This window comes from Pseudomonas sp. Irchel 3E13 (assembly GCF_900187455.1).
Classification (GTDB): domain Bacteria; phylum Pseudomonadota; class Gammaproteobacteria; order Pseudomonadales; family Pseudomonadaceae; genus Aquipseudomonas.
Genome location: NZ_FYDX01000004.1, coordinates 204,020 through 218,597, shown reverse-complemented (window position 1 = coordinate 218,597; position 14,578 = coordinate 204,020). Strand labels below are relative to the sequence as shown.

The following is a 14,578-nucleotide window of genomic DNA, read 5'->3' as shown; positions in this document are numbered from 1 at the left end:
TAGAGGGATGGACAACGCCACGCTGTCGATGCCCGGCCGGGACGCACTCACCGAGCGCGAGGGCCAGACCCTGACGCTGATCGGCGCGGGCCTGAGTAACAAGCAGATCGCCCGGGAGCTGGGGATCAGCGACGGGACCGTGAAAATCTACGTGCGTAACCTGTTGCGCAAATTCCGCATGGAATCGCGCCTGGCACTGGCGACACGGGTGCACCGTGGCGTGCCCGCTGAGCGTGCAACCACGGCGCCGGCTGCACCGATTCCGTTCGCCCTTGGCCTGCTGAATGAACTGCCGGGCCTGATCTACCGCGGCAAGAACGACCGCAGTTGGTACATGGAGTACGTCAGCGCCGGCTGCATGCCCCTGACTGGCTACCCCGCCGACTACCTCACCAGCAACCCGCAGCGCAGTTTCGGCTCGCTGATCCTTGATGAGTACGCCGATTACATCTGGTACTGCGTGCAGTGCGCGCTGCTCAAGCACGAGCCGTATCAGCTCAGCTACCGCATCCGCTGCGCGCAGGGGCGGATCAAGGATGTCTGGGAGACAGGGGTGGGGATCTACTCCAGCAGCGGCGAGGTGTTGGGGGTGGAGGGGGCGATTTTCGAGCGGTTGGTCTGAGAGGTTTGCGGGGCTGACGGGGCCTCATCGCTGGCAAGCGACACAGGGTGCCGGCTGAGCGCAGAACCCTGTGGGAGCCAGTCTTGTCGGCGATGAGGCCGGTCGGAACGATGTTGTTGCCAGCCCTGGCCTACCTGAACAACGGACTCAAATGCTCGCTGAGGTACACCCCTTCCGGGTCCAGTTCGCGGCGCAGGGCGCGGAAGTCCTTGGCCCGTGGATAGATCGCCGCCACATCCTCACCGGTGAGGAAGTGCAGCTTGCCCCAATGCGGCCGGCCCCCATAACTGCGCAGGATGGCATCCACCGCACGGAGGAATCCCCAGTAGTCCGTACCCGGTTCTCCAGAGACCGAAATCGTCACGCTGTCCTGCTCGAAGAACGGGCTCATCCAGGCGCCGTCGCCCGCAGTGAAGCGGTACTCGATCGGGTAGATCGCTTCCGGGAAGTCTTCGAGCATGGTCTTGCGCACGGCCCGCAGCGCTTCTTTGGCGTGAACCAGCGGCACGGCGTATTCCAGTTCATGGAAGTTGGGCAGGTATTCGATGGGGTAGACGTCGGAGCTGTAGGCGATTTTTTCGAAGGCACTTTCAAGCGGCGGGCGGTCGGTGATGTCCATCACCTTGACCTCGCAGACATCGGTGGTGCGGTCGCTGCTGGAGGTGGCCGCGGTGTCGGGCAGGCAGTAGCAGTGACGGCTGCGTTCGGTGGGGCACCAGAAGAAGCTGAAGTGCCGGTGCGTCCTGGCCAGTTCGTCATGCTTTTCCATCACGCTTTCGAAGTCTTCCCGCCAGATGCGTTCGTGCAGATGGAAGCTGTCGGTCACCTGCATCGTCAGTTCGGAGACGATGCCCAGCACGCCGAGCGACACCCGCCCGGCCTGGAGCAGGTCCGGTGTACTTTCGTCGACGACGATGATGCGGCCGTCCGGCTGGATCAGCTTCATGCCGACGATCGACGACGCCAGGTTGCCCAGTTGCAGGCCGGTGCCATGGGTGCCGGTGGTGAGGGCGCCGGCGATGGACTGGCTGTCGATATCGCCTTGGTTGATCATCGAAAACCCGGCATCCCGCAGCGCCTTGCCGAAGGCGTTGACGGTGGTTCCGGCACCGGCGGTTACCCGTTTGCGCTCGTAGTCGATATGGCGGATGCCACTGAGGTTGCCCAGTGTCAGGTGCAGGCCGTTGGTCAGCGCCACGGGCGTGAACGAATGCCCGGACCCGGCGACGCGCACGTTCAGGCCCCGGCGCGTTGCGTCGCTGACCAGGCTGCACAGTTCGTCTTCACTGGTCGGCGCGCCGCGCTCGGCACGGATGCAGGACTGGTTGCCGGCCCAGTTACGCCAGTGGGCGTGCTCCAGTCCGAACTCATTGATGTGCATGTTGTTCGACGAGGTGGTCACGATAGATCTCCTGCTTGTTGTTCTGATCAGAGAGCGGTGTAGGCGTTGTCGGCGAACAGGTGCGCGCCGTTGACGAAACTGGCGTCGTCGCTGGCGAGGAACAGCGCGGCGGCGGCGATTTCTTCGGGGCGGCACAGGCGGCCCTGGGCTACGGCGATCGCCGCCTCGGTGACATCCACGCCGTATTTGCCCAGGGTGTCGATTTCACGCAGGCCGTGAGCGGTGGCGATAAAGCCGGGACAGATGGCGTTGGAACGGATCCCGCGATCACGGTACTCGACCGCGATGGCCCGGGCGAACATATGGGTGGCGCCCTTGCTGGTGCAATACAGCACCTCCATCGGCGTACCCACCACCGCCGAGATCGACGAGGTGCAGACGATGCTGCCGCCGCCCGCCGCGAGCATTCCCGGCAACACGGCCTTGGTCACGAGGAACATGCTCTTGACGTTGACCGCCATGATCCGGTCCCAGTCCTCTTCGGTGGTGTCGAGGAAGGGCTTGGCGCAAAGGATGCCGGCGTGGTTCATCAAGACGGTGATCGGGCCGAACGCTTCTTCCACACTGGCCACTGCGGCGGCCACTTGCGCCGCGTCGGACACATCTGCCGCCGCGAACACCACGTCATGACCGGCCTCCCGCAGGGCATGGGCGATGCGGCTGCCGTCGCTGCTCGGCAGGTCGACAATTCCGACGCGTGCGCCCTCGGCGGCGAACAGTTCCGATGCGGCCAGGCCGCAGCCTCCCGCACCACCGGTGACAAGGGCAACTTTGCCGTTGAGGCGTCCACTCATTGTGTTTCTCCTGAACGTGGAACAGGCCACGTAATGAAGTGCTTTTATTGGAGGGCAGCAACTGGCGCTGTGGTATCGAGAATGAACGGGAAAGTTGCTGAAAACCATATACCTGGCGGTATAGATGGAGTGATTTAAATCCATTGGAAGTTGCACCGGATTCGCGCACGAAAAAACCCCGGTGCCTGTTGCAGAGGCCCGGGACAGTAACGGTCGCTGTTCAGGAAGTTCTGGCGATGTAGTTGATGAATAAACGGAAAAGTTCCGCGTAAGTGGAGATCTCCAGACGCTGGTAGATATTGTGCTTGTGCACTTTTACTGTGCCTTCAGAGATATTCAGGGTGCGTGCGATCGAGGTACTGCTATGTCCCTGCAACACCAGTTTGGCGACATAGCGCTGGGTATCGGTCAGTTGTCCCTGGAGCATGTCGATGAAAGCGTCTTCGAGCATCACATCGCTGCGTTGCGGGTCCACCAGTTGGTCGCCCAGGGCCAGCCGGCAATGCAGTTCGAAGACCGCTGACAGCACCGGCGCCATCCGCCCCAGTTCCGTCAGTTCGTCGTCGCTGAACGGCCCTTTGGAGAGATTGCGCATCAGTGAATAGACCACCGCGACCTGCGGGCGGATGGGCACGATGAAGCCGACTTCCTCGATCTCGCTGCCTTGTTCGGACGACACGCAGGGGTGCAGGTCCCTGGAGATGGCGAAGCCCGAGGAAAAGAAGCTGTCGGGGGCCAGGTCGCTCATGCGCCAGAGGCCGGCGGGGTGTTCGTTGATGCAGGCGACATAGAACGGATCGAGCAGATAGCCGCCACGCAGGTAGGCGGCCAGGGTCTTTTCCGGCACCGACTGGTTGTAGCCGTTGTGGATCAGCAGCGCGTTGTGGTTGAAGCGGAACAGGTAGGCGCAGCTCATATCGAACGCCAGCGTGCGCCGGACCATCTCATCCAGCGCACCACCCAGTGCCTCGCTGCCTGCCGCGCGTATGACCGCCGACAGGCGTGTCGCTTCTTCAACTCTCATTGTGATTGCCACGCCTTCTGGTTTCGGGCTCAAACAAGCCGGGGCGCGGCCTCGAAGTGCGCTTGCCCGGCGATGTCCGAAAGATCCATTTCCACGGCTTTCGGCACCGCCAGCCAGTAAGCCAGAAGCATGCCAAGGGCGCCGCCGGTCAATTTCCCGATGATCAGGGGCAGGATCAGGGTGGGCTGGAAGTTGGCCGAGAAGGCCATGTGATCGCCGAAGGTGAAGGCGGCGCAGACCGAGAAGGCGATGACCAGCACCTTGTCCTTGGCCGGCATGTCCTGCACCAGACGGAACATCGCCAGGATATTGCACGAGGCCGCCAGCACACCGGCGGCGCCCACTGCGGACAGGCCCAGGCGTGTCGCGACTTTCTCGATCGGCCGGGACAGGAAGCGCTTGATCAGGTACACCATCGGGAACGCGCCGCACAGCATGATGCCGATATAGCCGGCGATTTCCAGGGCGCGGAACTGGTCGGTCTGGTCGGCAATGATCGGCGCGAAGCCCCAGCCGCCGAACAGGTGGCTGAAGGCGGAGGTGAAGTACTCGACGATGGAGGCGACCAGCACCAGTGTTACCAGCAGATACATGAGCTGACCCAGTTTCAGGAACAGCGTCACCATCAGTCCGGGCAGGTAGCGCAGGGCGGCGGCGAGGGCGAGGCAGAACAGGATCAGCGGCATCAGGTTGCGCAACAACATGGGCAGGGTGAAGTGCAGGGCCTGGGTGGCGGCGCCGGTGGTGGCGACATCCGCCCGCACACCGAGGCCGAGGAATTGGGTCACCATGGCAATCACCAGGATGCTCAGGGGGATGGTCAACAGCCCGGCCATGACCCCGAGCGCCATGTACTTGTGATCGACCTTGCGCAGCATCGCCAGCCCCACCGGAATGACGAAAATCACCGTGGCGCCGGACTGGAAGCCAGTCAGCAGGCCGAGTATCCAGCCCTCGGGGCTTTGCGCGAGGCTGTGGGCCAGCTGATAGCCGCCCATGTCCGAGGCGATGAAGATCGGGCCGGCTATTCCCGGGTCGGCGCCCATCCACAGGAATATCGGCGCGATGAAGGTGGCGATGAAGCTGGAGATATAGGGAATCGAGGCCATGATCCCGGCGACGGGGATAAAGATCGGGCCGATGCTGTGCAGGCCCGCGGTGAACTCCTTGCCGAGCGCCGACTCGGCGTCGACGATCGAGGCGATGGCGCCAATGACGGCGCAGGCCATGATCAGGTAAATGATGTACGTGCCGATATTTTCCATGATTGCTGCCTCTTCTCTTGTTCGGTTTATTGGCAGTTGGACAGGGATGCTGCAGGGCGACGCCGAAGCACAAGGCTGGCGCCGGCTCCGGGGGCGGGATTGTTGTGAGGGACGCTTGCCGGAGTGATAGGCAAGGTACGGCGGCGGGCGCCGTTCTGTACATATACCGGGGGGTATAGGAGGGGGGATGAAATTTTGCTGGATTTACTGGCGATGAGGCCGGCCGCAACAACCCTGTTGCCGGCCGGCCAGCTATCGCTGGCTACGTCAAAGCGAAGCCTTCACCTGCAATCCAAACACCAGCGCATTATCGATATCACTGCCCGAGAAAGCCCCTGGCTCGATGATGTACTGCACATCCGGGCGCAGCATCAGCCAGGGCGTGGCCTGGTAGCCGTAGCTCAGTTCGATCAGGCGCTCGGCGTTGCCAAGGTTGGGGAAGTCCTGGCCGTTGGCGAGGGCGTTCTGTTCCTGCACCTCGCGGCTGCGCGGATTAGGCACGGCGCGGCCGAAACCGAGGGCAACGGTGTCGTTGGGGCGACTGGCGAACGGCTGCTTGAGCACCACGCCGGTGCTGTACCACTTGCTGAACGGCGACGCCGCCGAACTCGCCGCCGCCGCCTGGCCGAACACATGCAGGCTCTGCCCCGACAGCGCACCGGATTGCCATACCGCCTGGTCCAGCAGCAGGTAATGGCCGCCACGACCGGCGACTTTTTCATTGCTGCCGATGCGCGTGGCGTCAGAGTTGTCGTAGTACCAGCCCAGTTTGTATTCGCCCGCCAGGCCATCGAGTTTCTTGTACACCAGCTCCACCGGCACCACGGTGCCGGTCTTGTGCTTGGGCGTGACATGCCAGGCGCGGCTGGAGTTGCCGTTGCTCTCCGGGTCGACGGCAAAGGCCGCGACGCGCACCTGCCAGGCCGGGTTGAAGCTGTACTTCAGGCGCACGCCGAGGCGGGCGTTGGGGTAGTTGGTCCAGCCGCTGCCGCCGGACATGTTCAGCGGATGCCCGCAGAAACCGGCGTTCATGAAGTTGCACAGAATGCCGCTGTCGAGGCCGCCGAGGTCGTTGCCCATGGCCATGTAGCCGAGCTTCACGTCCAGCGCCGGGGTGAACAGGCTGCGCTCGTAGCTCAGTTCGGTGAGGCGGGTGTAGAGGCCGCCGAAGTTTTCCTGTACTGGCAGGCGGTTGCCGACCAGGTCACCGGAGCCGTCGTTGCCGCGTCGGTCGTTGATGGTCAGCTGCACCACGCCGGCGTTGTCGAGGCCGTAGAGTTTTTCCAGGTCGAAGCGCACGCCGAGCTTGAGGTTCTGCGAGTAGCGCGCCGAACGCTTGAGGCCGCCGTCGGCGTTGTACACGGTCTCGCCGCTGTAGTCGCCGGTAAAGCGGATGCCGTCGGCGTCCAGTTGGTTGCGCAGGCCGCCCCAGTCGCCGGTCAGGGTCGAGCGGTCGAACACATCGGAGGCGTTAGCGAAGGCGGGGGTCAGACAGCAGGCCGCCAGCAGCAGGGCAGCACGGCGGTCGGAAAGAACAGAAAACATGAAGGAGATTCCCGGGGTAAAGCCAAAACAGAACGCGCGGCCGAAGCCGCGCGGGACAAACGTGCGCCCGCCGCGAGGGCGGGCGCGGGGTCAGGTCACGGCAGGGCGTAGGAGATGACGTAGTCGCCGCGGTCGGTCGACTGACGCGCACCACCGGCGGTGATCACCACGTATTGCTTGCCAGTCTTCGGCGAGACATAGGTCATCGGGCCGCCCTGGCTGCCCACTGGCAGACGGGATTTCCAGATTTCCTTGCCGTTGCCGCTGTCGAAGGCGCGCAGGTAGAAGTCCTGGGTGCCGGCGATGAATACCAGACCGCCCTGGGTCGACAGGGTGCCGCCGAGGGTCGGCAGGCCGATCGGCAGCGGCAGGTGCATGCGGATGCCCAGCGGACCGGTGTCTTCGACGGTGCCGACCGGCACTTGCCAGGCGACCTGGCGGGTCTTCATGTCGATGGCGGTCAGGGTGCCGTATGGCGGGGCCTGGCACGGAATGCCGGCGACCGACAGGAAGCGGTTCTTGTTCACCGCATACGGCGTGCCTTTGAGCGGCACCGCGCCCATGCCGGTGTTCAGCGCTTCACCACCACCAGCAGCTTTGCCCTGGTTGGCCGACGGGATCATCTGGATCCACAGGCCCAGACGCATGTCGTTGACGAAGATGAAACCGTGCACGGGATCGGTGGACAGGCTGCCCCAGTTCATCCCGCCGAGGGAGCCGGGGAAACTCAGCGACAGGTCGGTGCCCGGCGCGGTGTAGAGACCGTCGTAGCGCATCTTCTTGAAGTCGATGCGGCACAGTAGTTGGTCATACGGGGTGGCGCCCCACATGTCCGACTCGGTCAGGGTCTGCGCGCCGATCTGTGGCATGCCGGTCGAGCGTGGCTGGGTGGCCGAGTACTGCTCGTTGGGGATGCCGGCGGCTTTTACCGGGACTTCCTCGACCTTGGTCAGCGGCTGGCCGGTGGCGCGGTCGAGGACGAAGATCTGCCCTGCCTTGGTGCCGATCACTAGCGCCGGCACGGTGTTGCCGTCGTCCTTGGTGAAGTCGATCAGGCTTGGCTGCATCGGCAGGTCGAAGTCCCAGAGGTCGTTGTGCACGGTCTGGTAGACCCACTTCTCGGCGCCGGTGCTGGCATCGACCGCGAGGATCGAGGCGCCGTATTTGTGGTTCAGCGCGGTGCGCTCGGCACCGTAGATGTCGGTGGACGAACTGCCCATCGGCAGGAACACGGTGTTCATCGCCGGGTCGTAGGACATCGGCGCCCAACTGTTTGGCGTGCTGCGCACGTAGGTGCTGTCGCCGTTCGGCGCCTGCTTGTCTTCCGGGTTGCCCGGGTCGAAGGCCCAGCGCATTGCGCCGGTGATCACATCGAAACCACGGATCACGCCGCCGGGCATGTCGGTCTGGACGTTGTCCGCAACGCGACCGCCGACCACCACGGTGGTGCCGGCCATCAGCGGCGCGGAGGACAGTTGATAGTAGGAATCGGGCACGTTGCCCAGGCCGGCCTTGAGGTCAACCTGGCCATTGTTACCGAAGCCCTGGCAGAACTCGCCGGTATCGGCATCGACCGCGATCAGGCGGGCGTCGATGGTATTGGTCAGTAGGCGACGCTGGCAGTTGGCGCCGGCCGCAACCGTGGCCGCGATGATCGGCGAGCTGTTGGGCTGGGTCGGCTGCGCGACGGCCTGGGTGGCGTCGAAGTAGGCCATGCCACGGCAACGCTGCCAGACCTTGGACTGGGCGTTGATCTGGTTTTTCCAGAGCTCCTTGCCGGTGTCGGCGTCCAGCGCGATCAGGTTGTTGTGCGGGGTGCAGATGAACACCTTGTCGCCGATCTGCAGCGGGGTGAGCTGGTCTTCGGCACCGTTGCCGTCACTGATGGCGACGTCGCCGGTCTGGTAGGTCCAGGCCACTTTCAGCTTGTTGACGGTGTCGCGGTTGATCTGGTCCAGCGCCGCGAAGCGGCTGCCGCCTTCGGTGTTGCCGTAGTGGGCCCAGTCTTTCTGCGCCTTGGCCGGGTCCACCGGCGTCAGGCCCGGACCGTTGCCGTTGGCGGCGACGCTTGGGTGCGCGACGAACATATTGCCCACCGCCCACACCAGCGCGATCGCCAGCACGCCCGCGACGCCGTAGGCACCGCGCCCGGCGGTGCCGCCGGAAGCGCGCACCAGCGTCGGGTAGACCAGCGCGACGACGAAGCCGATGGCGCTGAACATGAACAGGCGGGAGAACATTGGCCAGAAGCTGCGGTCGGTGTCCACCAGCGCCCAGACGGCGGTGCCGATCAGGAACGCCGCGAACAGCCAGGCGCCGGCCGGCTTGCGCAGGGCAATCAACACCCCCGCGACGGCCATGGCCAGGCCACCAATGAGAAAGTACCAACTGCCGCCCAGAGCGGTCAGGCGAACCCCGCCCGCGGCCAGTGCAAGGCCGAGCAAGGCGACGACCACGCCCAGCCCGATGAGGATGAATTTGCTGAGGCCAGAGGCCTGAGAAGGTTGATTCATGCGGAACATCTCGCTGTGTGAATGCGGGCGATTATACGCTTAGCTAGCTAATTAACCAGATGGTTCATCGACCTTATAGCCGATAGTCGAATGCCAGGACGGCCTGACGGCTCAAGGAAAGGTTAGTCCGGTTGTTGCGGAATACGCGGCGAATCGTCGAGAACCCTGGCCCCCCCGCCGGTGGACGACACGCAATGAGCACCATTTTTTGAGTTGCATGCGATCTATCAGCGTGAGAGCATAAATTTCGCGTTTTCTGCAATACCGGCCAATGGCCAGGACGACCTTGCCGAGGTCGATAGGATTTTGTTTGAGTCGAGGGCATGACTGAATGGGCATTTCTCAAGAGCTCCTGGAAGAACACACGCAACCCGTTCTGAAAAACCGATACTCCGTACTTATTCCGCTGTGCGCGGCCGGGATCATCATTCCCATCGTCTTTACCGGGCCTGCAATCGCCACGCCGATGATTGCCCGGGACCTGGGCGGTTCATTGCTGGAGTTGGGCGGGGTGGTCAACGCCTACAACGTCGCCTTCGGCAGTTGCGTGATGGCGGGAGGGGCGCTGGCAGACAGATTTGGTCGTAAGCGATGCTTTATTTCAGGGCTGCTTTTGTTTTTTCTCACATCGCTGCTGATCGGACTCGCGCCCTCTATCACGTTCCTCAACGTGTTCCGCGGGATCGAAGGCATTGCCGGGGCGCTGACGCTGACATCCGCCTCGGCCCTGATCGCCCAGGAATTCGACGATCACTTGCGCTTGAAGGCCTTCAGTTTCCTCGGCACCTCATTCGGTATCGGCCTGGCCTTCGGCCCCATGCTGGTCGGCGTGCTGATTGCTCACCTGGGCTGGCGCGCGCTGTTTTTCGGTATTGCCCTGGCCTCGCTGCTGGTGTTCGTCTTCAGTTTCCAGAAGGTCAATGAGTCGCGTGATCCCAACGCCAAGCGTATCGACTGGTGGGGTATCGCCCTGTTTACCCTGGCCCTCGGCGCGCTGATCCTGGGGATTGTCTCGGGGCCGGAAAAAGGCTGGGGTCACGCCTCTGTCGTGGCGCTGCTGGCGGGCAGTGGCGTGCTGTTGCTGCTGTTCATCCTCGTCGAACTGAAATCGCGCGAGGCCATGCTCGACCTGAGCCTGTTCCGTTTTCCGCGTTTTGTCGGTGTGCAACTGCTGCCGATCTCCACCGGCTTCTGCTTCGTCGCTCTGCTGGTCTTTCTGCCGATCTGGTTCATTGGCATTCAGGGCTACGACGAGACGGAAGTCGGCCTGGCCATCCTGCCGCTGACCGCGCCAATGCTGATCGTGCCGTTCCTGGCCGGCTCGCTGTCGCGTCACATCGCTCCTGGATACCTGTGCGGTGCCGGCCTGTTGCTGGCGGCCCTGGGGCATTGCTGGCTGGCGCTGACCCTGACGCCGGGCGCAAGTATCTGGAGCATTGTTCTGCCGATGCTGCTCATCGGCATTGGCAGCGGGCTGCCGTGGGGGCTGATGGACGGCCTGTCCATGAGCGTGGTGCCGAAGGAAAGGGCCGGGATGGCCGCCGGTATCTTCACCACCATGCGCGTGGCGGGCGAGGCCGTGGCCATCGCCATCATTGGCGCGTTGCTGGTGGGATACACGGCCTCGGGCTTGCGCCAGTTGGCGGCTGAAAGTCCGCTGCTGAGTCCTTCGCAGACCAGCGATTGGGCAGGCCGGATCGCCAGTGGTCAACTGAATTCGGTGCTGGAGCAGGCGGCCAGTCCTGATGAGGGTGTGCTGGGGCAACTGCTGGCCACGGTCTATCAACAATCGTTCAGTGCGGTGCTGGTGTTGATCGCCGTGCTGACGGCGGTGTGTGCGGTGTTGTGCGTGCTGACGGTGAAAGTCGATAGCACGGGCGGCGCGCCGGTAAAGAACTGAACACTGGGTATACCAATCGTTGAGGTGGATAAATGGATTTACAACTATCGGGTAAACGCGCGTTGGTGACGGGTAGTAACAGCGGCATCGGCAAGGCGATTGCCCTGGCGCTGGCCGCCGAAGGTGTCGAAGTGGTCGTTCATGGCCGGCGACGGCCGGAAAGCGAGGAGGTGGTGCACGCTATCCGCCTGGCGGGAGGCCGGGCGGAATTGGCCTGTGGTGACCTGACCAACGACGACCAGGCGCAGCAAGTGGTCGATGCCGCACTGGCGGCGTTCGGCGGCATCGATATCCTGGTGGCCAATGCCGGCGCGTTCCCGCCCACGCCGGTACTGGAAAGCGAGGCAGCGGACTGGCTGAACCTCTACAACCAGAACGTCGGCTCGGCGGTGCGTCTGGTCCGGTTGCTGGCTCCGGGCATGATCGACCGCGGCTGGGGCCGGATCATTACCCTCGGCAGTATTGCGGCGACCCGCCCGTTCGCCAGTTTTGGCGCGTATGCGGCGACCAAGGCCGCCTGTGTCAGCCTGGCGGTGACCTTGGCCAAGGAGTTCGGTGGCACTGGCGTGACCTCCAATTGCATCAGTCCGGGGGATGTCCTGACCCCGGCCGCCGAGAACCACTGGCACTCGGTGGCGCAGAAGAATGCCTGGGAAGGCGACTGGGATGCGATTGAGCGCAAGATCGCCTCGGAGATTTCACCCACCCTGGTCGGTCGCCTGGGACGACCCCACGAGGTGGCCGACCTGGTGACCTTCGTCTCAAGCCCGAAAGCGGCGTATATCAATGGAGCGAACCTGCGCATCGACGGCGGATTCCTGGCCAGCACCGCGTAAGCGGTGGTGACGCGTGCCGTTCCTTTTTCCGCGAGTCAGTCCAGGAGCACACCATGAGTCAAGCGCGTGAATCCCAGCACCAAGCGCTGTTCAAGCCCATTGCGTTCGGGCCGCACACCTTGAGAAACCGAATAGTCATGTCACCTATGACCCGCCAGCGCTCACCGGGCGGGGTGCCCGGGGAGCAATCCGTCGCCTATTACCAGCGCCGGGCCGAAGGCGGGGTGGGCCTGATCGTCACCGAAGGCACCTGCATCGGCCATCCGGCCGCCAGTGGCTACAATAATGTGCCGGACCTCTTTGGGCCCCAGGCCCTGGAAGGTTGGAAGCGGGTGGTGGAGGCGGTGCATCAGGCCGGTGCGCGCATCGTCCCGCAGTTGTGGCACGTCGGTCCGATCCGCCGCCTCGGCCAGGCGCCGGACCCGTTAGTGCCCGGTTATGGTCCCTCGGAAATCAGCGAGGGCGGGGAGGTACAAGTGAAGGCGATGAGCCTCGATGACATCGAGCAGGTGATCGAGGCCTACGCACAGGCCGCGAGGGATGCCCGGGCCATAGGCTTTGACGGTGTGGAAATCCATGGCGCCCATGAGTACCTGATCGACAGCTTTATCTGGAGCCAGACCAACCAGCGCGATGATGACTACGGTGGCTCTCTGGCAAACCGCACCCGCCTTGCCGCACGAATCGTCCAGGCGGTGCGCGAAGCGACCAGCCCGGATTATCCGATCATGTTCCGTTTTTCGCAGTGGAAGATCAGTGACTACGGGGCGCGGATCGTCGATAACGCCGCCGAGCTGAAGGTCTTTCTCGACATCCTGGTGGAGGCCGGCGTCGATGTTTTCGACGTCAGTACCCGACGCTTCTGGGAGCCGGCCTTCGAGGGCAGCAGCGATAGCCTGGCCGCCTGGACCCGACGCCTCAGCGGCAAGCCGGTGATGATGGTCGGTAGCGTGGGCCTGGACAAGGCTTATTCCATCGCGCAACTGCGCGGCAATGAAAACCCCGACGCCGGGCAGGCGGACCTGGCGCCGGTAGTAGGGCAGTTGCAGTCCGGTGCGGTGGACCTGGTGGCCCTGGGACGGATGCTGCTGGCGGATCCTCAATGGCCGACCAAGGTGTTTGAAAACCGCCTGGCGGAGATCAACCGTTTCGATCGCGAAGCGATGCAGACGGAGATCTGATCGGCGGTAGTTGAAAAGCCCATCCGACCGCGGTCGGATGGGCTTTTTAGTGGCTGCGGAAAAGGTTTCAGAGGGCCAGTTCAAGGATCGCCGGTTCGGGCTTTTCGATCTTCAGTTTCTCGGCAATCAAAAAGGCCAGCTCCAGGGCTTGGGTGGCGTTCAGGCGTGGGTCGCAATGGGTGTGGTAGCGATTGCTCAAGTCCGCGTCGCAGATGCGCTGTCCACCCCCGGTGCATTCGGTGACATCGGCACCGGTCATCTCCAGATGTACGCCGCCGGCATGGGTGCCTTCGGCTTGGTGGACATCGAAAAAACGCTCGACTTCGGTGATCACCGAAGCGAACCGCCGCGTTTTGTAGCCGGTGCTGGACTTGATGGTATTGGCATGCATCGGATCGACCGACCAGATCACCTCGCGCCCTTCGTTCTTCACTGCGCGCACCAACTGCGGCAGGCGTTCGGCGAGCACGTCGGCGCCCATGCGTACGATCAAGGTCAAGCGCCCAGGCTCGTTGTCCGGGTTGAGCGCATCGATCAGGCGCAACAGGTCGTCTTCCCGCAGGGTCGGCCCGCATTTGAGGCCGATGGGGTTTTTCACTCCCTTGAGGAACTCGACGTGGGCATCCTCGACACCCCGCGTGCGTTCGCCGATCCACAGCATGTGCGCCGAGCAGTCGTACCATTCGTCGCTGGCATAGTCGAGGCGGGTGAAGGCTTCTTCATAGTTGAGCAGCAGCGCATCGTGGCTGGTGAACAGCTCGGTTTCACGCAGCGCCTGGACAGACTCTGGCGAGACACCGCAAGCATTCATGAACTTGAGGGCTTCCTCGATCCGGCGGCCAATCACTCGGTAGCGCTGGCCCTCGGGGGCGCCGGCAATGAAACGGGTGTTCCATTGCTGGACATGACGCATGTCGGAAAAGCCGCTGCGGCCGAGGGCGCGCAACAGGTTCATGGTGGCGCTGGACTGGTTGTACGCCTGCAGGATTCGTTCGGGATCGGGCCGGCGAGCCTGCGCGTTGAACTCGATGGAGTTGATGATATCGCCGCGATAACTGGGCAGCGTCACCCCGTCAATGGTTTCGTCGGGGCTGCTGCGCGGCTTGGCGAACTGCCCGGCAATCCGCCCGACCTTGACCACCGGCACCCCGGTGCTGAACGCGAGCACGGTCGACATCTGCAGGAAAACCCTGAACAGGTCGCGGACGCCGCCCGGATGGAACTCGGCAAAGGATTCCGCGCAGTCGCCACCTTGCAGGAGGAATGCCTTGCCACGGGCGACCTGGGCCAGGCGAGCCTTCAGTGAACGGATCTCGGAGGCCAGCACCAGCGGCACGCTGCCGCGCAGTTGCGCCTCGACCGCGGCGAGACGCTCGGGGTCGGGATACTCGGGCAATTGCAGTACGTTCTTTTCACGCCAGGACGAGGGTGACCATTCATTGGGCATCGGTACTTCTCCGCTTGTTCCATAAGGGGATCGGGTGAATCAGGACGCT

Annotated in this window: 11 protein-coding genes; 4 read left to right on the top strand and 7 right to left on the bottom strand. The window is 63.5% G+C overall.

What is annotated here, in order from left to right:
* Nucleotides 1-7: 7 nt before the first annotated feature.
* Nucleotides 8-622 carry a LuxR C-terminal-related transcriptional regulator gene (locus CKW37_RS07910; protein ID WP_095155130.1) on the top strand — a complete coding sequence of 205 codons (615 nt, stop codon included), beginning with the start codon at nucleotides 8-10 and terminating at the stop codon, nucleotides 620-622.
* 130 nt (nucleotides 623-752) lie between these two features.
* Here CKW37_RS07910 and CKW37_RS07905 read toward each other — a convergent pair whose 3' ends face one another.
* From CKW37_RS07905 to CKW37_RS07880, 6 genes are all read right to left on the bottom strand, one after another.
* A complete protein-coding gene (locus CKW37_RS07905) occupies nucleotides 753-2,024 on the bottom strand; it encodes a D-arabinono-1,4-lactone oxidase (RefSeq protein ID WP_095155129.1) in 1,272 nt (423 codons plus the stop codon).
* Nucleotides 2,025-2,050: 26 nt separating this feature from the next.
* Entirely contained in the window at nucleotides 2,051-2,818 is a 768-nt protein-coding gene (locus CKW37_RS07900; RefSeq protein WP_095155128.1) for an SDR family NAD(P)-dependent oxidoreductase, read from the bottom strand.
* Between the two features lie 220 nt (nucleotides 2,819-3,038).
* Nucleotides 3,039-3,842, bottom strand: a complete 804-nt coding sequence (locus CKW37_RS07895; protein ID WP_095155127.1) for a helix-turn-helix transcriptional regulator — start codon at nucleotides 3,840-3,842, stop codon at nucleotides 3,039-3,041.
* A 29-nt stretch (nucleotides 3,843-3,871) separates the two neighbouring features.
* Entirely contained in the window at nucleotides 3,872-5,107 is a 1,236-nt protein-coding gene (gene eutH, locus CKW37_RS07890; RefSeq protein WP_095155126.1) for an ethanolamine utilization protein EutH, read from the bottom strand.
* Nucleotides 5,108-5,374: 267 nt separating this feature from the next.
* Complete coding sequence (locus CKW37_RS07885; RefSeq protein WP_095155125.1) at nucleotides 5,375-6,652, bottom strand: carbohydrate porin; 1,278 nt, start codon at nucleotides 6,650-6,652, stop codon at nucleotides 5,375-5,377.
* 95 nt (nucleotides 6,653-6,747) lie between these two features.
* Complete coding sequence (locus tag CKW37_RS07880; protein WP_095155124.1) at nucleotides 6,748-9,165, bottom strand: glucose/quinate/shikimate family membrane-bound PQQ-dependent dehydrogenase; 2,418 nt, start codon at nucleotides 9,163-9,165, stop codon at nucleotides 6,748-6,750.
* A 331-nt stretch (nucleotides 9,166-9,496) separates the two neighbouring features.
* Here CKW37_RS07880 and CKW37_RS07875 point away from each other — a divergent pair, with 331 nt between their 5' ends.
* From CKW37_RS07875 to CKW37_RS07865, 3 genes are read left to right on the top strand one after another with little or no spacing between them, the layout of a single operon-like run.
* The gene (locus CKW37_RS07875) at nucleotides 9,497-11,065 is read left to right on the top strand and encodes an MFS transporter (RefSeq protein ID WP_095155123.1); all 1,569 of its coding nucleotides are present in this window, start codon (nucleotides 9,497-9,499) and stop codon (nucleotides 11,063-11,065) included.
* A gap of 32 nt (nucleotides 11,066-11,097) precedes the next feature.
* Nucleotides 11,098-11,901 carry an SDR family NAD(P)-dependent oxidoreductase gene (locus tag CKW37_RS07870; RefSeq protein ID WP_095155122.1) on the top strand — a complete coding sequence of 268 codons (804 nt, stop codon included), beginning with the start codon at nucleotides 11,098-11,100 and terminating at the stop codon, nucleotides 11,899-11,901.
* Between the two features lie 53 nt (nucleotides 11,902-11,954).
* On the top strand, nucleotides 11,955-13,082 hold the full coding sequence (locus CKW37_RS07865; RefSeq protein WP_095155121.1) for an NADH:flavin oxidoreductase: 1,128 nt from the start codon (nucleotides 11,955-11,957) through the stop codon (nucleotides 13,080-13,082).
* 67 nt (nucleotides 13,083-13,149) lie between these two features.
* Here the strand turns inward: CKW37_RS07865 and CKW37_RS07860 are convergent, their stop codons facing one another.
* Nucleotides 13,150-14,529 (bottom strand): class II 3-deoxy-7-phosphoheptulonate synthase, encoded by a 1,380-nt coding sequence (locus CKW37_RS07860; RefSeq protein WP_095155120.1) that lies wholly within the window; start codon nucleotides 14,527-14,529, stop codon nucleotides 13,150-13,152.
* Nucleotides 14,530-14,578: the final 49 nt, after the last annotated feature.